Here is a 20,544-nt window from a genome sequence, read left to right as displayed (position 1 = left end):
TCCGCTCTCATGCCGCCGCCCTCCCCGGCTCGGCCACGAGACGGCGGAACGCGTCGGCCAGGGCCTCGCCCGGTGCGCCGATATCGCCAGCCCGACCGCGAGCGACGATCCGGCCCCGGTGCAGGACAACGGCATCGTCGTCGGCGGAGATCTCCTCGAAGATGTGGGTCGCCCAGAGGACCGAAAGCCCCTCCTCGCGCACCAGAGCGCGCACGATGGCCACGATATCGGCGCGGGATTCGAGGTCGAGGCCGACGGTCGGCTCGTCGAGGAGCAGCAGGTCCGGGCGATGGATCAGCGAACGGGCGATCTCGATTCGACGGGATTGGCCGCCCGAGAGGGTGCGGACCTTGTCGTGGCGCCGGTCTGCGAGCCCGACGCGGTCGAGAAGTTCGCCGACACGCGTTTTCCCGACGCCGCGGGCGATGCCGTGCAGGCTCGCGTGGTACAGGAGGTTCTGCTCGACCGTGAGATCAGTGTCGAGGGTCCGTGCCTGGAACACCACCCCGAGCCGGGCCAGCGCGCGGGACGGCTCGCGGTCGAGCGCATGGCCGAAGATCGAGACCCGCCCGGTCTGGTTGTTGTAGAGTCGGGTGATCACCGAGAACAGCGTTGTCTTGCCGGCGCCGTTGGGTCCGAGCAGCGCCGTGAAGCGACCGCGCCCCACGGTCAGCGAGACGTCGTCGAGAGCCGCGCGCGTTCCGAAACGGTGGCCGACATGCTCTACCTGAAGGGCCGCTGGATCATCGCGGCTCATCGGCCGAGCACCTTGCGGGCGTCTGAGACCGCATCGAGGCATTCGTCGAACTCGCCCTCCTTCTGCTCCCGCTCGGCCACGCGCAGGGCCTTCTTTAGCTTCGGCAGGGCCGATTCCGGCGGGTTCAGCGCGAGGGAGTCGCGGATCATCATGATGCCCTCGGCACAGGAAGACGCATCGTCGGCGGCGAGCGCCGGACTGGCGAACAGGAGGAATGCAGCGAGGCAGGGGGCGCGCATCACTTCACCGTCAGCGTGCCGGTCATGCCCTTCGCTTCGAGACCGCGGGCTTCCCACTTGTAGGTCCCCGGCTTGATGGCCACGAACTCGATGGCAATTTCGCCCGGATCGTCGAATTCCAAGTGGTCGGGTGCGCCCCCGCCATGGATCTCCTTGTGCTCGATCACGATCTGGTTGAGCCAGATGTAGCGAAAGAACTCCGGCGCATAGAATTTGTATTCCTGGCGTCCCTTCGCGACGATGCGCAGCCGGTAGGCCTTGCCGGCTTCCAGGGTGATGTCCTTGTTTTCCACCGTGAAATCATTGCCCTGATCGTCGCCCAGGACGAGGTCGGGCAGGTTCTCGCGCTTCTTTGTGAGATCAAGAGCGGTCGCGGGCCCCACCGCGAGCAGTCCCGCCAAGGCGAGCGCCGCCGTCCGAAACGTCTGCATCATGTCGTTGTTCACCCCTGTGCCGCCGGTCGGGCGGTCATGGTTGGCTTCGAGCGCGAAGCTGCCCCGCATCAGTTCGGCGAGATCGCGACGCCCCACGGCAGCAGACCGACCGGGATGCTCTTGATCACCTTTTCGGCGGCCACGTCGATCACAGAAACGTCGTTGGACGTGCCGTTCGTCGTGAACAGCAACTTCTGGTCCGGGGTGAAGGCGAGCTGCCAGACGCGCTGGCCCACCGGCAGGTATTTCTCGACCTCGTAGGTCTTGGCATCGATCACCGCGACCCGGTTCGCCGGGCCGAGGGCTACGAAAGCCTTGCTGCCGTCCTTGGTGATGCGGATCCCGACAGGCTGGATCGCTTCGTCGTTCACGCTCGGGATCTTGAAGGTGATCTTCTTGATCACCCGGCGTTGGCCCACGTCAATCACGCTGACCGTGCCGCCGACCTCCGCGGAGACCCACAGGAACTTACCGTCGGCGGTGAACTCGGCGAAGCGCGGCCGCGCATCCACCAGCACGTTGTCGATGACCTGAAAGGTCTTCGTATCGATGAAATGGGCCATGTTGGTCGTTTCGGAGGTATTGACCAGGACCTTGCCGTCCGGCGACAGGCCCATCCCCTCCGGCTCGACGCCAACCGGCACCTCGGCGAGTACCTTGTTCTTCTCGATATCGATGATGGTGACTTGGCTGTCGTCCTCGTTGGCCACGTAGAGCGGGTTGCCGGAGGCATCGAGGATGAACTGCTCCGGGTCCGGGCCGGAGCGCAGGGAACGCACCACCTTACCGGAACTCGTGTCGAGCACGTCGATGCGGTCGTCGTCGCTGGCGCAGACGAACAGCTCCTTGCCGTCCTTCGATAGGGTCACCCCGCGCGGCCGTCGCCCGACCTTCCAGGTGCCGGTCACGGCCATCGTGTTGGTGTCGATGACGCTGACGGAGTTGCCCTTCTCGTTGGTGACGTAGGCGGTGAAGGCGGCGGCAGGCCCGCATAGGGCGAACCACGCTCCGAGGACGACCACACTTAATCCTGCCTCGACGCGGCGGCTCATCCGACTTCCTTCCCTTGCGGCTTCACGGCGTCCTCGAAGGACGTTCTCGCCGGCCGATTGTAGTGCGTTTTCCGCGCGTTGCGAGGGCGCGAACCGCTCACCAACGCCGCAGGCGCCGTGGGGCACTCACTGGAATTTGCAGGTGGTCTCGGGGAGATCGACCCCGAGCGTGTCCAGGGGCGTGCGCTGATGCAGGAAGCCCTGCTCCGGCGCCACCGAGACCATCGCCTTCGGCTGAACCACGATGATCGCTTGACGCAGCTGGTGGTCCCAAGGCCGGAAGCTCAGCGGCACGCCCTTGTAGGCGGGCAGCGTGAAGTCCGGGGCCACGAGGTACGGCGCGATGACGGACGGGTCGTTGGTCTTCTTGGCGGTCACGGCCTCGCCGACCGTCCGAACCGCCGCCCAGACCTGATAGTCCAGCGGGCGCATCAGGCGCGAGGCGAGCCGCCGGAACCGATTCTGCGCCTGCGCGGCGCCCCAGGTCTCGAGAACCGGCGACCACGTGGTCGGCGTCAGCGCCTGCGTGCCGCCGACAGGCCGCGGATCGACGGTCCGGTAGGAAACGTAGTCGCCCCAGTCGCCCTCCTCGTCGGCCACGATGGCCATGTCGTAGTCGAGGCCCCTCGTGAAGACCATCGCCTCCGCGCGCGTGGGCGTGTCCCCCCGCGCCTTGGCGAGCGGGCCGAACGTCCAGGGCTTCTCAGCCGTGATCTTCAGTGCGAATTTCCGCGCCGAGTTGCGCACCGCATCGGCATAGGCCTTGTCGGCGTCCGTCGGTCCGACGATCAGGAAGATCTTCCGCCAGCGCATGACCGTGAGATACTGCGCCAGGGCGTCGGTGAGCATCGCCCGCGAGGGCAGGATGTGGAACACGTTGGCCCGGCAGTCGACGCCGCGCAGCCGATCGTCCGGCGCGCCGGCATTGAGCACCACGGCGCCCGAACCCTTCACCGCATCCGCCACCGCGAGCACCGCGTCCGCGGGCAGCGCGAGTACGAGGTAGCGGATTCCCTTCCCCACGAGCTCCTTGGCTGCCGCGACCGGATCCGGTTTGTCATCGGTCAGGGCGATCTCGTCGAGCGCATAGGTCTGTTTGGTGAAGCGGCCGGTGGTGTTGTTGTCGGCGATGCCCATTTTCGCGCCGGCCAGGCCCTCGTCCTCCGGCGCCGCTTCGGCATCGTACGAGGAGGGCGCGGGCTGAGGCCGGTAGATCAGGCCGATATGCGTCTCGAGTGGCTGCGGCGCGGATTGCTGCGCAAGGGCAGCCGAAGGCATCAGAAGCGAGAGCACACAGGCGAAGGCTGCGCGCAGGCGGAACGGGCGCGCCTTGTGCTCAGAGGCCGGATCGAGTGCAGGGTCGTGCATGCGGGCGGCCTCTATCAGCTTCTGCTTCGACCGCTCAACCGCGGCTGGTCGTTTCGACCATCACGTTCCCGTCGTGGGATAGCTCGCCCGCGAAGTACATTGCCAAATTGTCCCTTCGCCCGACCTATGGCGCTACTGATGCCGTCCGCACAGGCGGCTGAACCGTCGAGAGGAAACCCCGCCGATGCGCTACCTGACCCTATGCGCGGCGACCGCATGCGGTCTCGCCGCCCTCGAACCCGCCGGCACACGCCAAGCGGTCGCGGCCGAGAAGGCGGCGGTTTTCCCGGTCGAACTGTTCGATCCCGGTGCGTCCTACGGAGCCAGGGTCCGGCCGGTGGATGCCAAGAAGCTCACGCTCGTCACCGACGAGCTGCGGAACGCCCTGCACGCGCAGGCCGGGCTGGAGATCGTCGACACGGCGCCGAAAGCCGACACCGTGGCCAAGGAAGGACCGCTCTACAAGTGCAACGGTTGCGCGGCGGACATCGCCAAGAGCCTGGGTGCGGACCTCGTCGTGACGGGTTATGTGGAGAAGGGGTCCGGTCAGATCTTCAACCTGAACGTCGCCATCGCCGAAGCCGGAACCGGCAAGGTCGTGCGCGGCGGGCAGGTGACGATCCGGGCCGACACCGACGATACCTGGGCGCATGCCATGCGCTGGGTGGTGAAGAACCGCCTGCTCGCCGAGCCGTTGCCCGGGAAGTCTTGAGGTTTTTCGTTTAGTCCCGAGTGATCCGTGCCCGCGTTCCCCGTTCAACCCGGCTCCCCGCCCCGGCTCCTCGTCAGCGTCCGCGATTCGGCCGAGGCCGAGGCCGCGAAGCTCGCGGGCGCCGACCTGATCGACGCGAAGGATCCGGAGCGTGGTGCTCTCGGTGCACTCGACACGCGGCTTGTGCGCGAGATCATGGCCCGGGTGTCCGGCGGGGCCGCGACGAGCGCGGTCGCCGATCCGAAACCCGCCGCCGTGGCGGCCATGGCAGCCACCGGCGTCGATTGGGTCAAGACTGGACTCCCGCCCGCGCTTCGCAGTGATCGTGCCGCCCTCGCGGACCTGACCGCGGCGGCGCCGGGCCGTTTGATCGCCGTCCTGTTCGCCGAGGACGGGCCTGCCGCCGAACTCGTGCCGACCCTCGCTGAGGCCGGTTTCGCAGGTGCGATGATCGACACGGTCGGCAAGCAGGGCGTACGCCTTCCCGACCTCGCGGAACCTTCGGATCTTGCAGCCTTCACCGCCGCCTGCCGGGTGCACGGCCGGATGAGCGGCCTCGCGGGCTCGCTCCGGGTCATCGATATCGCCGGCCTGAGCGTTCACCGGCCGGATTATCTCGGCTTCCGGGGCGGCCTCTGCCGGGATTTCGACCGTCGCAACGGCATCGATCCCTTGCGGGTGACCGAAGCGTTGCGCGCGCTGCGACCGAGCCGCCGGGACGCCGCGTGACCGCCGTCATCAAGATCGGCGGCAGCCTCGAAGCGGATCCGCACCGCCGCCGCGCTCTGCTGGTGGCCATCGCCGACGGCGCGCATGGACGCTGCGTGGTCGTGCCGGGCGGTGGCGGCTTCGCCGACGCGGTGCGCGCCGCGCAGGACCGGGACGGATTCGGCGATGCCGAGGCCCACCGTCGCGCCCTCGACGCGATGGGCCGCGCGGCCGGAATCTTCCGCGGGATCGAGCCGCGGCTGGTGCACAGCCTGGAACCCTGGGTTGAGAGCCCGGGCGCCCGGGCACGTGTTTGGAACCCATCCATCCTGCGGGCCGGCCATCCGGAGATCCCCGAGACTTGGGACGTCACATCGGACAGCCTCGCGCTCTGGCTTGCCGCGCAATTGCGGGCGGAACGCTGCGTCCTGGTGAAATCCCGCGATGCCGGTGCGGGTCATGACCCCGACGCGCTGGCACGACTGGGCGTGGTGGATGCTGCCTTTCCGGCGTTCGCGGCGCGGTTTCGCGGCCAAATCGAGATATGGGGGCCGACCGCAAAGAACGGGGTCGAGACGAGGGCTACAGCGTGAGCGCGCCGGAGCACATCGTCTTCGTCACCGGCCGCTTGGCTCGGGCACGTCTGGAGAAGGTCGCGGCCGGCCTGCCGGATACATTCCGGTGGAGCATCGCGGATGCCGGCGTGAAGGTCGCCGCGCTGATGACCGAGGAGATCATCCGGCGCCGCGTGGAACTTCCCGAGGGGGCGACGCGAGTCGTCCTGCCCGGCCGCTGCCGGGCCAATCCCGCCACGCTTGCCGAGCATTTCGGCGTGCCGGTGGAGCGCGGTCCCGACGAGGTGGTGGATCTCCCGGCGTGGCTCGGCCTCACGGCCCGGAAAGTCGACCTCTCTCACCACGACCTGCGGATCTTCTCGGAGATCGTCGACGCCTCGAAGATGAGCGTCGCGGAGATCTTGGCCAAAGGTCTCGACCTCGCCCGCCGAGGCGCCGATGTCATCGACCTCGGCGGCCTTCCGGACACGCCGTTTCCGCATCTCGAAGAATCCGTGAGGGCTCTGAAGGGAGCGGGCCTGAAGGTCAGCGTCGACTCGTTCTCCCGCGAGGAGCTCGCGCGGGGCGCCGGGGCCGGGGCCGACTACCTGCTCAGCCTGAACGAGGAGACCCTCGATCTCGCCTTCGAGACCGACGCGGTTCCAGTTCTCGTTCCCGTGCGCCCGGACGACCTGCCCTCGCTGGATCGGGCGATCGAGCGCATGCTCAAGGCCGGACGGCCGTTCCTGGCGGATCCGATCCTGGAGCCGATCCACCACGGCTTCGTCGACTCCATCACGCGCTATCGGGAGATGCGGGCGCGCTGGCCGGACATCGACATGATGATGGGCACCGGGAATCTGACCGAGTTGACCGAGGCCGATTCCCTCGGTGTCACCGCCCTTCTCGTCGGGATGTGCTCGGAGCTGTCGATCCGGAACGTGCTGATCGTGCAGGTCTCCAACCACACGCGCCGGACCGTCGAGGAGCACGATGCGGCCCGGCGCGTGATGTATGCGGCCAAGGCGGATTCCGCGCTGCCCAAGGGATACGGTCGGGCGCTCCTGGCGCTTCACGACAAGCGTCCCTTCGTGCAGACCTCCGAAGAGGTCGCGCAGGCCGCCGCGGAGGTGCGCGACCCGAACTACCGGATCACCGTCGCGGAAGACGGGATCCACGTCTACAACCGCGACATCCACAGGGTCGGCACCGACGCGATGGCCTTCTTCCCGGATCTCGACGTGGCGAGCGACGGTGCCCACGCTTTCTATCTCGGGGCGGAACTCGCCAAGGCCGAGACAGCTTGGCGGCTCGGTAAGCGCTACGTTCAGGACGAGCCCCTCGACTGGGGCTGCGCGGCCGACGCCGATGTGGAGGATTCGACATCTTTCAAGAAGGCCGGCCATACCCGGCATTCCGGACCGGACGCGCCGCCCCCCGGCACACGGGATGCACGCTCAGTGAAGCCGGACGACGATGCACGACCGCCGGACACCGTCTCGGATTCCGAAGGGCGCGCCGAAGCAGATCCCGAGCGTCCGCAGGATACGCCGACGAAGCTGGTCTGCGGGCGTCTCGTACCGGCGGACAGGTCGTGAGCCGATGCCGCTGATTCTGGAAACCATCGTCACGACCCTCTCGCCCGCGGGCGAATTGCATCTCGTACCCTTCGGGCTGATCGGCGAGGATGACGGCTACGTGCTGGCGCCGTTCCGGCCGTCGCCGACTATCACCAACCTGGAGGCTAGTCCCTGCTTCGCCACCTCCAGCCCGAGGGACATCCGCGTCATCGCCGGCGCGGTGACCGGCCGGCGCGACTGGCCCACCGTGGCATGCACATCCATCCCCGGCCGGCGCCTCGCCGATAGCTTCGGGCACGCGGAGTTCGAGGTGGCCGCCGTGGAAGACCACGAGAGCCGGCCGCGCTTCCGCGGCCGCATGGTCTACAGCGCCGCGCACGCGCCGTTCATCGGCTACAACCGCGCGCAGGCCGCCGTCTTGGAGGCCGCAATTCTCTCGACCCGGCTCCACATGCTGGAACCGGAGAAGGTGTTGACGGAGATGGCCTATCTGGCCATCGCCATCACCAAGACCGCGGGACCCCGCGAGCGCGAGGCCTGGGGCTGGATCGAGGACAAGGTCGCGGCGGCACTGGGCCCTGAGGCGCGCGTTCTCGGTCGCGACGACCGCTGATGGCGGGAGGAGAAGGACAAGATGAAGAAAATCACCCTGGCCTTGGCGGCCACCGCGGCCCTGGTGGCCGCGACGGCGCAGGCTCACGGCCCGACCCGGCGCAAGATTACCGAGTCCATCGAGATCAACGCCCCGGCTGACAAGGTCTGGGCCGTCATCGGCGATGTGAAGAACGCCAACTGGATGCAGAACGTGGCCAAGACCGACGTCAGCGGCGAGCCACCGGCCAAGTTCAAGCGCGTTCTGACGCTCAAGAACGGCGACCAGATCCAGGAAACCAGCAACAAGTACAAGCCCGAGGAGAAGACGTTCTCCTACTACATAGACAAGGTCGACGTGAAGGATCTCCCGGCCAACGACTACTCGGCCACGATCACTGTCGAGCCCGAGGGTGACGCGAAATCCAAGGTCGAGTGGAAGGCCGCCTTCTACCGCGGCTACATGAACAACGATCCGCCGCCCGAGCTCAACGACGAAGCCTCCGAGAAGGGCGTCGGCGATTGGATCAAGGCGAGCCTCGCCAACCTGAAGTCCAAGGTCGAGAAGGGTTCATGAGCCTGAGTCGGGGCCGCGCGGCCTTTGCCGCCGGCCTCGCGCTTCTGGCGACGGCCTCCCGCGCCGAACCGGCGCACGAGGCCGTCATCACGGCGCAGCTCGGCGGCGCGGTCGAGATCGTCGACCTCGCTGCCGGCAAGGTCGTCCGCAGCGTTCCGGTCGACGGCGCCCCGGCCGGGATAGCCCTGTCGCCGGACCGCACGCGCGCCTACGTCACGCGCCCGGAGGGACATGGCCTCGCCGTCATCGACCTCGACGCGGCGCGTCTCCTGTCAGAAGTACCGCTGCCCGGCGGTCCGCTCGGCATCGCCGCTGACCCGCGCGGCGGCACGGTCTACGTGGCCGACTGGTACGGGCACCGCCTGTTCGTCCTCACCGAGCGAAATGGCGCCCTGGTCGCGGATGGCGAGATCGCTGTCGGCGCCTCACCCTCCGGCATCGCAGTCAGCCCGGACGGAGCCACGCTGTACGTGGCCAATCGCGAGGCCGACACGGTCTCGGTGGTCGATGCCGCCACGCGGCGCGAGACGAAGGTCATCCCAGTCGGCCAGCACCCGTTCGGCATCACCCTCGATGCCGCCGCGGGGCGGGCCTACACGGCCAATGTGACCGGCGACGATGTTTCGGTGATCGATCTCGCCGCCGGGCGCGAGATCGGCCGCGTGCCGACCGGTCGGCGCCCCTACGTGATCGCCCTCGCGCAGGGGCGGGGCTTCGTCACCGACCAGTATGCCGGCAGCGTCACGGCTTTCGACCTCGCGACGCTCAAGCCGGTCGCCGACATCGACGTCGGCGATCATCCCGAAGGGATCGCGGCCGGCGGGGACGGGCGGCTCTACGTCGCCAACTGGGGCGACAACACGCTCAGCGTTCTCGATGCACGCTCGCTGAAGGTCGTGGCGACCATTCCCACCGGGAACGGCCCCCGCTCCTTCGGCGCCTTTCTGCGCTGAGTCTCAGAACGGCCGGCGGTGGGGTGCCCGGCGATACGCGACCCTGGCGACCAAGAGCGCGCCGCCGAGCTGCAGGAAGCCGGTCTCGCCGAGATCGGGCGGCGCGAAATGCGCCTGAATCAGGAGGCGCGTGATCGCATTGAGCGCGAGCAGCGTCAGGCAGAAGGCCGCCGCGGCGAGCAGGCTGGCGACGAACTCGGGCATAGCTGACCTCCCGTCCGAAACAGGAGGAGCTTAGCAAGCTATGCGCCAAGGCCAAGTTGCCCGAATGGGCAACTCAGCGCTTGCGGCTCGTCGCGGCCGGCGTGCCGGCCTGGGCCGCGGGCGCCGGCCGCGGCGTCTCGACGGCGAGACGCTTGACTGGCCAGCCGTCGCTCCAGCGCTCCATGTCGGCAAGCCTGGGATTGTTCTTGAGTGCGGTCGCGTCCGAACCGGCGAAGGCGGCCGCGGCCGCGAGATCGAAGGTCTTCCAAAAACCGAGATAATCGATCGCGTCCACACGGGCGACATTCACCTGCGAGACCAGAGTCTGCTGCTCGCCCGTGAGAGCCATGTCGGCGGACCAGCGGAAGGCCGGCTGCTTCGGCGCGTCCTTCGCGGCGTCTTTGGGTTCGGGGCCCGGCTTGATGGCGCCGCCGTCGAAGGCCGTATCCACGCCAGCCGGTGCGGCCAGTGTCGCCGTCAGGGCTGGGAAGCCATGGTCATCCGAGAGGATCCGGACGAAGAGCTTGCGCTCGATCGGCACCGCGCCAGCGTCCCGCAGCAGACGCTTCGCGGCAATGTCGGCGGCTCGCGTGTCCTTGTCGCCGACCATGGTCACGATGATCGTGGACGGGTCGATGGCCGAAAGGTCGGTGAGCGTGATGCCGCGGGATTTCGGTCCGCTGGCGATACCGCCGGGCGTCGCCGCGAAGATCAGTTTGGGCACGGGCAGTCCGTGGGTCTTCGCATCCGCGGCCAGATCCATGGCCAGAGGCGCGCCGGCGAGGTGGCCGATCATCGCGACGCGATTGAGGTCGGGCTTGGCTTCGCCATCGCCGGCGAGATCCGAGAGTGCCGCCTTCACGAGGGTCTCGGCGATGCCGGGGGCGTCGGCCGGCCGCGTCCGGTTCACCTCCTGGAAGCGCGGGAACAGCACGAGCCAACCCTGTCGCGCCAGGTGATCGATCCACCCGCCGTAGCTCTGGGGATTCACCACGCCCCAGCCATGCAGAAAGATCGCTACCGGCCGTCCGGCTTCGGGGGCGGCACCGGAGGCATAGAAGGCGAAGGTCGAGGCCGTCCCGCGTCCGAGCAGGCGCTTCGTGACCGTCACCTTGCGGTCTCCGACGCTACCGGGACCTTCCGCAGGTTGGGGCGGTGGCGCGGCTGCCTCCGCGGAGACGAGTCCGGCAAGGGTCAAGATCACGGAAGCGGCGAGCGATCCGCGAAGGACTTTGAGACGCATGAAGGGCTCGACTGTGAGACGCGATGCGTCGGCAGGTCAGAGAGCGCTGAATAGCAGATTCTATAGCCTTGGCGACCCACTGCCGCAGTCTAGGCGCGGCCCATCCCGGCTCGGCTCGGCTCAGGCAGAGAAGCCCTGCTGGGGATGCCGGCGGTCGAGCCTGTGCACCAACTCCGTCAGGTGCCCGGGCAGTTCGTCATCGCCCTCACCGTAGAAGCTGCGCAATCCTTCGCGCACTGTGTCGAGCACGGTTGCCTCGGCCGAATCCCGTGAGCAGGGGCGGCGCAGGGAATCGGCATGATTGGCAGCGACGATTTTCATGACGGTGTTGCAGATCGACTGTATTGCACTGCACAAGTTCGGGCGGCACGCGCGCCCGGGAGTGGCGTACAACACCGCGATCGCGTCAGGTTTCCAAACCGGGGGTTATAATTTTCCCGCCCGGTCCGATAACGGACGGACCGGAGGTGCTCGACGGCCGGCCCGCAGCCTGCTCCACCCAGGCCAAGATGTCCTCGGCGCGCCAGGGCTTCGGGATGAAGGTTGCCGAAACGCGCAGGTCGCTCGGCTGGTCGCCCGCGTCGCCGGAGGTCAGGAGCACCCTCACCCGCGGCCAGGTCACACCGATTATCCGCGCCAGCTCGAAGCCGCCGATCGGACCGGGCGTGCGCACGTCCGAGAACACGACGCTCACCTCGTCGGCCCGGTCGTTCAGGATGGCCAGCGCCCGGTCGGCCGTCTCGGCCTCGATGACCGTGAAGCCCGTATCCTCCAGAAGCGTAGCCGCAAGGAAGCGCTCGTCGGGTTGATCTTCCACGACGAGGATCACGGGCTTCTGGCCGGGCTGTACAGAATCGCTCATGGGCCAGGACACTCTACAGGGGCTGAACGGCGGCCGCTTCGATCGGTTCAACGCACGAACGTCGCGGTGGGCCGGACCCGCGCAGGCACAGATCCTCCTTTGATCCTTGCACAATCGACAAGTTGTGGCCGTGTCTTAGGTAACACAGCCCGCGAGGAACGTCCCGGCCAGCGGTGTATCGGCGTCGTGTCAGCCGACGCCGTGCGCCTTCAGGAAGGCGAGTGCGCGGGTCCAGCCGTCTTGGGCGGCGTCCGGGCGATAGCTCGGACGATAATCCGCGTGGAAACCGTGCGGAGCGTCGGGATAGATCACCAACTCGACACTCTTGCCGGCGGCCTTCGCCCGGTCGCGCGCCTCCTGCACGGAGGCGACCGGAATGCCGGTATCGGCACCCCCGTAGAGGCCGAGCAACGGCGCGTTGATCTCGGCGGCCACGTCGCCCGCCGTGCGCGGCTGGATGTCAGTGCGCTCGCCGCCGACCGGCCCGTACCAGGCGACCGCAGCCTTCAGGTCGCGACGATGCGCCGCGTACAGCCACACGTCCCGTCCGCCGCGGCACCAGCCCATGACCCCAAGCCGGCTGAGGTCTCCCTTCGCCGCCGAGGCGGCCCAGGCCGCCGTCGCGTCCAAGTCGCCGATCCATTGGACATCCGGCGTCTTCGCGATCACGTCCCGAATGATCGCCTTAGGGTCGGTCATGGTCGAGAGGTCGCCTTGCCGGGCATAGAGCTCCGGGGCGACCGTGCAGTACCCCGCCTTCGCCAGCCGGCGGCAGATGTCCTTGATGTACTCGTGGACGCCAAAGATCTCCTCGATGACCAAGACGATCGGGAAGGGACCTGCCCCGTCCGGAACGGCGCGGTAGGCCGGCATCGGTCCGTCGGCGGCGGGAATCTTCACCTCGCCGGCTTCGATACCGTCTGTGTCGGTGCGGATCACCTGTGCCTCGACCCGGGTGGTCGCCAGGGTCAACCCGCTCGTCAATGTGGTCATGACAAACCCGCGCCGCGACAGCGGCGGCGTTATCAACCCGTCGAGGCCCGTCTGATCCTGAACCGCCATGTGATGATCACTCCTCGCTTTGCAGCGAGGGCTATCCGGGCGTGGCCGGCGCGGTCAAATCAGCGGGCGGAGCGCGAAGCGATCACGCTCCGGCGGCAGCGAGTGCGCGGGACGGGCGACGTGCAACCACCCTGACCGTTTCCGGAGCCTCGCGCGGCTGCAGCACGTCGGCGAGGGCGACGAACGTCTCGCCGACCGGCGATTCCACCGCGCGGATCCCGAAGCCCAAAGCGAAGGTGCGGCTCAGCGCGGCGTCACGCGCAATCCCGAAGCGATCGAGCGCGGCCAGGAATGCCTCGCGGAACAGGCTTGGCCGACACCACCGCTTTTCGGCCATCTGCAGGGGCCAGTCCCACAGCCCCTCAGCCCGACGTGCCGGGAGCACGTCACGCGCGATGAAATAGCCGGTGGCACGGTGCTCGATCCCGTCCGCACATACCGACCAGTCGTCGTTGCCGAACAGCTCGGCCACGGCTGCATCGCTCATCGGGTCCTCCGCGCTGCGTCGGCGTCCCGGCGCACCGGAACATTGCCGGAACACTGCCGCGGATCCCCGCGTTGGTCAAGGCACTTGTTCCCGGTGCGTTCGCGATTTGCCCGGAGCTGTCAGCGCGCCTTGAACATCGGATGCTCGATCCGGTCGCCGGGTTGAATCCCGAGCTTGGCGGCCGTACCGGCATTGAGTTCCAGAACTGCGAGGACCGGACTTCCGGAAGAGATGATCGCGGTCGACAGGGGCTCGGTGTCGGCCGCGATCCGGCTGATCGTTCCGTCCCTCTGGATGAAGACCATGTCGAGCGGCAGGTAGGTGTTCTTCATCCACATTGTCACGGGTTCGTCCCGCTCGAAATCGAACAGCATGCCGTGGTCGGCCGGCATATGCCGCCGGAACATAAGACCGCGGGCACGGCCGGCATCGTCGCGCATCACCTCCACATCGAACCGCTTCGGTCCAGACTTCGTGAGAATTGTCAGCGGCTCGGACTTGGCGGTGGCGGCACGCGCCGGGGCCTGCGCGAGAGCCGCCGGGAGGGGCACGGCGGCGGTCAGGATCAGGCAGGCGACGGCCGCCGCCTTCACGACGGGGAATCCGGATTTCACAGGCGCAGGCCTTTCTTGGGACGACAAAGGGGCCATCCGGCCCGCTGCAGACATAGAACAGGACGCCGACGAGGGGAATCGACGTCCGGAATCATCATGCAAGACAACGGGATAGCTTGAACTGGCCCGGCTCGATGCCCGCTCCGCCCCGTCAGTGCGAGGCCGGCAGCGTGCCGTCGATCAGGCGGACCTCGGCGGCCATGACTCCCTTCGAGCCGTCCCCGTAGCGCACGAGAACCGCTTCCCCAGGCTTCAGCTCGGCGATGCCGTAACGGCGCAGCGTCTCCATATGCACGAAAATGTCGGGCGTACCGTCGCCACGGGTCAGGAAGCCGAACCCGCGCAGGCGGTTGAACCATTTCACCACGGCGGTTTCCAGGCCACTCGTCGGCGTCACCGTCACATGCGTCCGCGGCAGCGGCATTTCGGACGGATGGACCGCCGTGGCCTGATCCAGCGAGATGACCCGGAAGGCCTGCCACCCGCGCGGGCGCTCCACGGCCTCGACGACAATCCGCGCGCCCTCGCTCGCCGCCTGATAGCCGTCACGTCGCAGGCAGGTCACGTGCAGCAGGATATCGGGCGCGCCATCATCGGGGACGATGAAGCCGAAGCCCTTCGCGACGTCGAACCATTTGATGCGCCCCGCGACCTCGACGAGATCGAGGGCCTCGTCGCCATTCTGGCCGGCCTCGTCAGCCCGGGGGCCCGTCATCCGATCAGGGTTCTCCGGCCCGGATCCGCGTTCGTCAGACATGGCCGAGCAACCTACACCGAATCACGCCACGCGCTCTCAGAGCAAGATTAACGAAGTCCTGATCTCCGGGAAGCCCATTTCGCCGGCAAGCGAGCCCCGCCAAGATGCAATCTTGGCCCTGGGAGGCAGGGCCGCAACAGTCGATCCGCCAAGCTTGGCCCGTCAGTGATCGTTTAAGCATCGGGACGGCCGGGCGGATTTCCGGGTTCGCAGCACACGGCCGAATGGTGGCCGTAGCTCGAGAGTGCCTTTCACGTTTTCGAGAGCGTTCCGCCGTCAGGCGCGGCGGGCCGGGCCGCGGAACGGCCGACATGGTGGCGTTGCCCGTCCCGACATGGTTTGGGATCCGCCTTATGTCCGTTGATGCCGTCCTCGACCGTCCAGCCGCCGCGACCGCAGCGACGCCGCTGCGCCGCCTTCCGGTGATCGATGCGGCTCGGGCCGCCGCCCTGGCCGCGATGGCGAGCTATCACTCGATCTGGGATCTGGGCTACTTGCGGCTGACGGCGGAGAACTACGCCGTGACGCCCACGGGGCGTCTCGCTGCCCAGATGATCGCCGGCAGCTTCCTGGTGCTCGTCGGTGTCGGCCTCGTGATGATGAACGGCCGTGGCATCCGGCCGAGACCGACGCTGCTGCGTCTCGCGCGGATCGGAGGCGCGGCGCTCCTCGTGACCCTGGGGACCCGGATCGCCTTTCCCGACTCCTACGTGTTCTTCGGCGTTCTTCACTGTATCGCGGTCGCGAGCGTTTTCGGCCTGCCGTTCCTGTTCCTGCCGATCCCCGTGACGGCACTGGCGGCCGCCGCGGTAATCGCCGCGCCGCATCTCGTGCACGCCCCCGTCCTCGACGCGCCGTCCCTCTTCTTCCTGGGCCTCGGCGCTGTGACGCCCCGGACCAACGATTACGTACCGCTCTTCCCGTGGTTCGGATTGGTTCTGGCCGGGATCGTCCTCGGCCGACTGGCCATGCCCAGCTTGGCGCGTTCGCGGCTGGGCGCTTGGAGGCCCCACTCCGCGCTCGGCCGCGCTTCAACCTTCGCGGGGCGCCACAGTCTCGCGATCTACCTCATTCACCAGCCGGTTCTGCTGGCGCTGCTCACCGGCGTGGTGGCGATGACGGGCGCAAACCCGCGAGCGGGGCTGCGGGCGTTCCGGGCCGATTACGTGACGATCTGCACGCGGACCGGCGGGGAACCACCCCTGTGCCGGATCGCCGCCCGATGCACCTCCGACGCGCTGCTCCGGGAGGATCTCTTCCGGGAGGATGGCCGGCCCTTCTCGGGGCCGGAACGCCTGCGGGCGCAGGCGCTCTCGCAGGGATGCTACGCGACGCTCGAGAACGCCGCCCGGTCGGCGCGCTGACGCGGGCCGACCCGGGTGCCGGACAGGCGTTCCGACCGCTCCGGCTCAGTCCTTCGCGCGCTCCACGTAGGAGCCGTCCGCGGTCATGACGACGATACGTGTGCCGGCGGCGATGTGGGGCGGCACGGTGGTGCGGACTCCGTTCGACAGCGTCGCCGGCTTGTAGGAGGACGACGCCGTCTGGCCCTTGAGCACCGGCTCGGTCTCGGCCACCTCCAGGGTCACACGCTGGGGCAGCTCGATGGTCAGCGGAACGCCGTTATGGATCGAGAGCATCACGGCCATGCCCTCCTGAAGGTAGGGTGCGGCATCGCCGACGACGTCCGCCGGCACTGCGACCTGCTCGTAGTTCTCCGGGTTCATGAAGTGGAACCCTTCGCCGTCGCTGTACAGGAAGGTATGCTCACGATCCTCCACGAAGGCACGCTCGACCTGCTCGGTGGTTCGATAGCGCTCGGACACCTTCACCCCATCCGTGATGCGGCGCATGTCGAGCTGTGTCACCGGGGTGCCCTTGCCGGGGTGGATGTTCTCGGCGAACAGGATCACGTAGAGCTTGCCGTCCTTCTCGACGACGTTGCCCTTACGGAGCGTAGAAGCGATCACCTTCACGGAATTACGTCCTGCATTGACAAGGGGGGGCGGCACGCCCCAAGCGCGGGCGCTGCATTTCGGACACCGCCACTATCCCATCTGCGGCGCGGTTGCCAGCGGGCGGGGGTACCCCGTCAACGGTCGCCGCAGCCCGCGCGGCTCATCACTGTGCCTGGGAGCCGGATCGAACAAAGTATGAGCTTGCTCCGGAACGTCCTGTCCGCAGGGAGCCGCCCGCGTCGACGCGAGCCGCCTTCGCGGCCCTCCGAAAGCGAAGGCCATCTGTGAGCGCGTCCGCATCCCCTTGGTGGTCCCCGGGCCGCCACGCCGACCGGCGGCCGGCCCTGCTCCTGCGCAACCGTGTTCTGGCCGCGTTCCGTGCCTGGTTCGCCGAGCGGGACTTCGTCGAGGCCGAGGCAGCCTGCCTCCAGGTCTCGCCGGGCAACGAGGCGCACCTGTCGGCCTTCGCCACGGAGGCGCTCGGCGCGAGCGGGGCGCGCACGCCCCTCTACCTGCACACGTCGCCGGAATTCGCCTGCAAGAAGCTGTTGGCCGCGGGCGAGACGCGGCTGTTCAGCGTCGCCCGCGTCTTCCGCAACCGCGAGCGCGGACCGCTGCATCACCCTGAATTCACGATGCTGGAATGGTACCGGACCGGCGTGCCCTATACGGCGCTGATGGAGGATTGCGCCGACCTGCTCCGGCTCGCGGCCGAAACGGCTGGCGCGCGCCACTTCGTTTTCCGCGGCCGGGAGGCCGATCCTCAGGCGGAGCCGGAGCGGCTGACCCTGGCCGAGGCCTTCGACCGGTTCGCCGGCATCGACCTGCTGGCCACCGTGGCGCGGACCGGCGAGACCGACCGGGATGGTCTGGCTTCGGCTGTCGCCGACGCTGATCTCCGGGTCGCTCCGGACGATACCTGGGCCGACCTGTTCTCCCGCGTGCTGGTGGCACGGATCGAGCCCCATCTCGGCCTCGGCCGCCCAACCATCCTCTGCGAGTATCCGGTGAGCGAGGCGGCCCTGGCCAGGCCGGCGCCGCACGATCCGCGCGTGGCCGAGCGCTTCGAGCTCTATGCCTGCGGGGTCGAACTCGCCAATGCCTTCGGCGAACTGACCGACGCGGCCGAGCAGCGCCGCCGCTTCGAGGCCGAAATGGCCGAGAAGCTCCGCGTCTACGGGGAGCGTTACCCGATCGACGAGGATTTCCTCGCCGCCCTCGCTGTGATGCCGGAAGCTTCGGGGATCGCGCTGGGCTTCGACCGGTTGGCGATGCTGGCCTGCGGGGCGAGTCGCATCGACGAGGTGATCTGGACGCCGGTTGCGGAGACCCGTCCGTGAACCGGGTCCTGCGCAGCGCCGACGACCTGGCCGCCGCCGGCCTGATCTCCGGCCCCGAGGCCGAGGCCCTGCGCGGGGTCCTCGCCCGCTACGCCGTCTCGGTGACGCCCGACATGGCCGAATTGATCGACGTGAGCGATGCCGACGATCCGATCGCGCGCCAGTTCGTCCCGCGCGCCGAGGAATACAGGGTCGAACCGGAGGAGCGTGCCGATCCGATCGGCGATGCAGCCCACGCGCCCGTGACGGGGATCGTCCACCGGTATCCCGATCGTGTGCTCCTGAAGCCGCTGCACGTCTGCCCGGTCTATTGCCGCTTCTGCTTCCGCCGGGAGATGGTCGGGCCCGACGGTCTCGGAACACTGAGCGATACGGAACTCGACGCCGCCCTCGCCTACATCGCGGCCGATGCGCGAATCTGGGAGGTGGTGCTCACCGGCGGCGATCCGTTCGCACTCTCGTCCCGGCGGCTCGGCGCCATCGCCGAGCGCCTTTCGGCCATTGACCACGTGCGCGTGATGCGGATTCACACGCGCGTGCCCGTCGTGAAGCCCGACCTCGTGTCCGACACCCTCGTGCAGGCCTTGAAGCGCTTCGGGCGCGCGGTCTTCGTAGCCTTGCACGCCAACCACCCGCGCGAATTCGCGCCGGCGGCCCGTGCTGCCTGCGCCCGACTGGTCGACGCCGGCATCCCGATGGTCAGCCAGTCGGTGCTGCTGCGCGGCGTCAATGACGATGCCGGGACACTCGAACGGCTGATGCGCGCCTTCGTGGAGAACCGGATCAAGCCGTACTACCTGCATCACGGCGATCTGGCGCCCGGCACCGCGCATCTGCGCACCGACCTCGCCGAAGGGCAGACGCTGATGCGTGCCCTGCGCGGTCGCCTCTCGGGCCTGGCGCAGCCGACCTACGTTCTCGACATCCCCGGCGGCCATGGCAAGGTGCCGGTCGGGCCCGACTACCTGCGGGATTCCGAGGACGGGCTCCGGGTGACCGATCCGAACGGGTGCGAGCACCCCTACCCGCCGAAAGCGTGACGGAGATCTTTGACAATGCGCAGGCTTTGGGGGCGGCTCACCTCGGTAAACGTGCAGAAGGCGGTCTGGGGGTTGGACGAAGCCGGCCTCGGCTACGAGCGTGTGGAAGCCGGCGGCGCCCACGGCGTGGTCAACGATCCGGCGTATCGCGGCCTGAATCCGAATGGCTTGGTCCCGACGCTTGAGGAGGACGGTTTCGTCCTCTGGGAGTCGAACGCCATCCTGCGCTATCTCGCGGCCACGAGCACTGCCCTCGCGCTTCCGGACGATCCCAGGACGCGCGCCCATGTGGAGCAATGGGTCGACTGGCAGGCCACGAGCTTCACACCGGCGATGCGCGACGCCTTCTGGCAGCTCTTCCGATCTGCCGAGCCGGACAGGACCGTGATCGCGGACTCGCTGAAGAAGAGCGACGCGATGGCCGAGATCCTCGACCGCCATCTGGCCGGTCGTGACTTCGTGGTCGGCGACCGGTTCAGCATCGCCGATATCGCGCTCGGCTGCGCGGCGCATCGCTGGCTCAACCTGCCGGCTGAGCGTGCCGAGCGCCCAGCGCTGCGCCGCTGGTACGAGCGGATCGCTGCCCGGCCGGCTGCCAGTCGGGCCCTCGGCGAGCCGATTGCCTGAGCGATTGTCGCTGCACGGGCATCCGGCCGGACCGAGCCCGATGGAGCTCGGCGAGTCCCGACGGCCTCGTGCGATCCGGGACCGATTGGGCCGGTGTGGCCTTGCCGGCGCGTTTGCGTGTTCCACCTTGCCCTGGCTCGCTGCCCGGAACGGCGCCGGGCTTCCACGGAGCCCTTGATGGCGATCGACTCGACCCTGCGCGACGCGCTCTCTGCGGTGACGCCGGCAAGCCTGGCTCGCGCCCTGACGCGAGCTGGCGTGAAAGCCTTCAGCCCACGGGGGCTGTCCGCAAGCGGCGGGACCGCCATCGGACGGGCCTACACCGTGCGGATGATCCCGGCCCGCGATGATGCCGTGGGTGATGTCGCCGCCGCCATAGACGCCGTTCCGGAGGGCGCGGTGGTGGTGATCGATGCCGCCCGCTCCGGACTGGCGCTGCCCTTCGGGCCGATCCTGGCGGCGCGACTGACCCAGCGGGGCGCTGCTGGCCTGATCACCGACGCCGCCCTGGCCGAGGATGTCGGGCTTCCGGTGTGGTCTGCGCCAGAATCCGGGATTGGCGCGCTGGCTCTGGTCGGCACGCAAGAGCCCGTTGCCTGCGGCGGCGCGACGATACATCCGGATGATATCATGGTCTGCGGACCTGGCGGCATCGTGGCCCTTCCGGCCGGCATCGCAGAGCGGATTGCGCTGGAGGCCGTAGAGCAGCAGCGGCTCGATCTCTGGATCCAGCGCGAGGTCGAGAAGGGTGAGAGCCTCGCAAGCCTTCTCCCGCCGGATACGGCCGCGCTGGCCCGATTCGAGGTCGAGACCAAGCCGGCCTGA

General features: G+C 68.3%; 26 protein-coding genes. 12 read left to right on the top strand and 14 right to left on the bottom strand.

Annotated features, from left to right (window positions below):
• Positions 1-7 precede the first annotated feature (7 nt).
• The 5 genes from ACYCO6_RS06330 to ACYCO6_RS06310 all read right to left on the bottom strand — a co-directional run bounded on the left by ACYCO6_RS06330 (position 8) and on the right by ACYCO6_RS06310 (position 3,850).
• Positions 8-757: an ABC transporter ATP-binding protein gene (locus ACYCO6_RS06330; protein WP_459770417.1), complete on the bottom strand. Its 750-nt coding sequence runs from the start codon at positions 755-757 to the stop codon at positions 8-10.
• Positions 754-996 carry a hypothetical protein gene (locus ACYCO6_RS06325; RefSeq protein WP_459770416.1) on the bottom strand — a complete coding sequence of 81 codons (243 nt, stop codon included), beginning with the start codon at positions 994-996 and terminating at the stop codon, positions 754-756. Before ACYCO6_RS06325 ends, ACYCO6_RS06330 begins: the two co-directional genes overlap by 4 nt.
• Positions 996-1,430, bottom strand: coding sequence for a cupredoxin domain-containing protein (locus ACYCO6_RS06320; protein ID WP_459773450.1), 435 nt, complete (start codon positions 1,428-1,430; stop codon positions 996-998). The genes ACYCO6_RS06325 and ACYCO6_RS06320 overlap by 1 nt, the downstream gene beginning before the upstream one ends.
• Positions 1,431-1,498: 68 nt before the next feature.
• Complete coding sequence (locus ACYCO6_RS06315; protein WP_459770414.1) at positions 1,499-2,482, bottom strand: YVTN family beta-propeller repeat protein; 984 nt, start codon at positions 2,480-2,482, stop codon at positions 1,499-1,501.
• 126 nt (positions 2,483-2,608) lie between these two features.
• On the bottom strand, positions 2,609-3,850 hold the full coding sequence (locus ACYCO6_RS06310) for an ABC transporter substrate-binding protein (protein ID WP_459770412.1): 1,242 nt from the start codon (positions 3,848-3,850) through the stop codon (positions 2,609-2,611).
• 184 nt (positions 3,851-4,034) lie between these two features.
• Between ACYCO6_RS06310 and ACYCO6_RS06305 the strand changes: the two genes are divergently transcribed.
• The 7 genes from ACYCO6_RS06305 to ACYCO6_RS06275 are packed head-to-tail and all read left to right on the top strand — an operon-like array spanning position 4,035 to position 9,525.
• Positions 4,035-4,562: a DUF3280 domain-containing protein gene (locus ACYCO6_RS06305; RefSeq protein ID WP_459770408.1), complete on the top strand. Its 528-nt coding sequence runs from the start codon at positions 4,035-4,037 to the stop codon at positions 4,560-4,562.
• A gap of 27 nt (positions 4,563-4,589) precedes the next feature.
• Positions 4,590-5,291: a (5-formylfuran-3-yl)methyl phosphate synthase gene (locus ACYCO6_RS06300; RefSeq protein WP_459770404.1), complete on the top strand. Its 702-nt coding sequence runs from the start codon at positions 4,590-4,592 to the stop codon at positions 5,289-5,291.
• The gene (locus tag ACYCO6_RS06295; protein WP_459770402.1) at positions 5,288-5,863 is read left to right on the top strand and encodes an amino acid kinase family protein; all 576 of its coding nucleotides are present in this window, start codon (positions 5,288-5,290) and stop codon (positions 5,861-5,863) included. Before ACYCO6_RS06300 ends, ACYCO6_RS06295 begins: the two co-directional genes overlap by 4 nt.
• Positions 5,860-7,422: a DUF6513 domain-containing protein gene (locus tag ACYCO6_RS06290; protein WP_459770400.1), complete on the top strand. Its 1,563-nt coding sequence runs from the start codon at positions 5,860-5,862 to the stop codon at positions 7,420-7,422. The genes ACYCO6_RS06295 and ACYCO6_RS06290 overlap by 4 nt, the downstream gene beginning before the upstream one ends.
• A gap of 4 nt (positions 7,423-7,426) precedes the next feature.
• A complete protein-coding gene (locus ACYCO6_RS06285) occupies positions 7,427-8,017 on the top strand; it encodes a DUF447 domain-containing protein (RefSeq protein WP_459770398.1) in 591 nt (196 codons plus the stop codon).
• 21 nt (positions 8,018-8,038) lie between these two features.
• Positions 8,039-8,572, top strand: a complete 534-nt coding sequence (locus tag ACYCO6_RS06280) for an SRPBCC family protein (RefSeq protein ID WP_459770396.1) — start codon at positions 8,039-8,041, stop codon at positions 8,570-8,572.
• Positions 8,569-9,525 carry a YncE family protein gene (locus tag ACYCO6_RS06275; RefSeq protein ID WP_459770394.1) on the top strand — a complete coding sequence of 319 codons (957 nt, stop codon included), beginning with the start codon at positions 8,569-8,571 and terminating at the stop codon, positions 9,523-9,525. Before ACYCO6_RS06280 ends, ACYCO6_RS06275 begins: the two co-directional genes overlap by 4 nt.
• Positions 9,526-9,528: 3 nt before the next feature.
• On the opposite strand, the gene ACYCO6_RS06270 is transcribed toward ACYCO6_RS06275, so the two are convergent.
• From ACYCO6_RS06270 to ACYCO6_RS06235, 8 genes are all read right to left on the bottom strand, one after another.
• Positions 9,529-9,729 (bottom strand): hypothetical protein, encoded by a 201-nt coding sequence (locus tag ACYCO6_RS06270; protein ID WP_459770393.1) that lies wholly within the window; start codon positions 9,727-9,729, stop codon positions 9,529-9,531.
• A 73-nt stretch (positions 9,730-9,802) separates the two neighbouring features.
• Positions 9,803-10,972, bottom strand: coding sequence for an alpha/beta hydrolase (locus tag ACYCO6_RS06265; RefSeq protein ID WP_459770392.1), 1,170 nt, complete (start codon positions 10,970-10,972; stop codon positions 9,803-9,805).
• A gap of 120 nt (positions 10,973-11,092) precedes the next feature.
• Positions 11,093-11,293 (bottom strand): hypothetical protein, encoded by a 201-nt coding sequence (locus ACYCO6_RS06260; RefSeq protein ID WP_459770389.1) that lies wholly within the window; start codon positions 11,291-11,293, stop codon positions 11,093-11,095.
• An 85-nt stretch (positions 11,294-11,378) separates the two neighbouring features.
• A complete protein-coding gene (locus ACYCO6_RS06255) occupies positions 11,379-11,834 on the bottom strand; it encodes a response regulator (RefSeq protein ID WP_459770387.1) in 456 nt (151 codons plus the stop codon).
• Between the two features lie 189 nt (positions 11,835-12,023).
• Positions 12,024-12,896 carry a dienelactone hydrolase family protein gene (locus ACYCO6_RS06250; protein ID WP_459770384.1) on the bottom strand — a complete coding sequence of 291 codons (873 nt, stop codon included), beginning with the start codon at positions 12,894-12,896 and terminating at the stop codon, positions 12,024-12,026.
• Between the two features lie 82 nt (positions 12,897-12,978).
• On the bottom strand, positions 12,979-13,383 hold the full coding sequence (locus ACYCO6_RS06245; RefSeq protein ID WP_459770382.1) for a hypothetical protein: 405 nt from the start codon (positions 13,381-13,383) through the stop codon (positions 12,979-12,981).
• Between the two features lie 119 nt (positions 13,384-13,502).
• On the bottom strand, positions 13,503-14,033 hold the full coding sequence (locus ACYCO6_RS06240) for a DUF192 domain-containing protein (RefSeq protein WP_459770380.1): 531 nt from the start codon (positions 14,031-14,033) through the stop codon (positions 13,503-13,505).
• A gap of 115 nt (positions 14,034-14,148) precedes the next feature.
• Positions 14,149-14,712, bottom strand: coding sequence for a cold-shock protein (locus ACYCO6_RS06235; RefSeq protein ID WP_459770379.1), 564 nt, complete (start codon positions 14,710-14,712; stop codon positions 14,149-14,151).
• A 395-nt stretch (positions 14,713-15,107) separates the two neighbouring features.
• Between ACYCO6_RS06235 and ACYCO6_RS06230 the strand changes: the two genes are divergently transcribed.
• Positions 15,108-16,118 (top strand): heparan-alpha-glucosaminide N-acetyltransferase, encoded by a 1,011-nt coding sequence (locus ACYCO6_RS06230; RefSeq protein WP_459770378.1) that lies wholly within the window; start codon positions 15,108-15,110, stop codon positions 16,116-16,118.
• Between the two features lie 45 nt (positions 16,119-16,163).
• Here the strand turns inward: ACYCO6_RS06230 and efp are convergent, their stop codons facing one another.
• The gene (gene efp / locus ACYCO6_RS06225; RefSeq protein ID WP_459770376.1) at positions 16,164-16,730 is read right to left on the bottom strand and encodes an elongation factor P; all 567 of its coding nucleotides are present in this window, start codon (positions 16,728-16,730) and stop codon (positions 16,164-16,166) included.
• A 266-nt stretch (positions 16,731-16,996) separates the two neighbouring features.
• On the opposite strand from efp, the gene epmA reads away from it, so the two are divergent.
• From epmA to ACYCO6_RS06205, 4 genes are all read left to right on the top strand, one after another.
• Positions 16,997-18,052 carry an EF-P lysine aminoacylase EpmA gene (gene epmA / locus ACYCO6_RS06220; RefSeq protein WP_459770373.1) on the top strand — a complete coding sequence of 352 codons (1,056 nt, stop codon included), beginning with the start codon at positions 16,997-16,999 and terminating at the stop codon, positions 18,050-18,052.
• Complete coding sequence (locus tag ACYCO6_RS06215) at positions 18,049-19,092, top strand: lysine-2,3-aminomutase-like protein (protein ID WP_459770372.1); 1,044 nt, start codon at positions 18,049-18,051, stop codon at positions 19,090-19,092. The genes epmA and ACYCO6_RS06215 overlap by 4 nt, the downstream gene beginning before the upstream one ends.
• A gap of 15 nt (positions 19,093-19,107) precedes the next feature.
• Entirely contained in the window at positions 19,108-19,719 is a 612-nt protein-coding gene (locus ACYCO6_RS06210) for a glutathione S-transferase family protein (protein WP_459770369.1), read from the top strand.
• Positions 19,720-19,896: 177 nt separating this feature from the next.
• Entirely contained in the window at positions 19,897-20,544 is a 648-nt protein-coding gene (locus ACYCO6_RS06205) for an RraA family protein (protein WP_459770367.1), read from the top strand.

Source organism: Methylobacterium sp. CM6257 (assembly GCF_054611515.1).
This window is presented reverse-complemented; position numbering and strand designations above follow the sequence as displayed.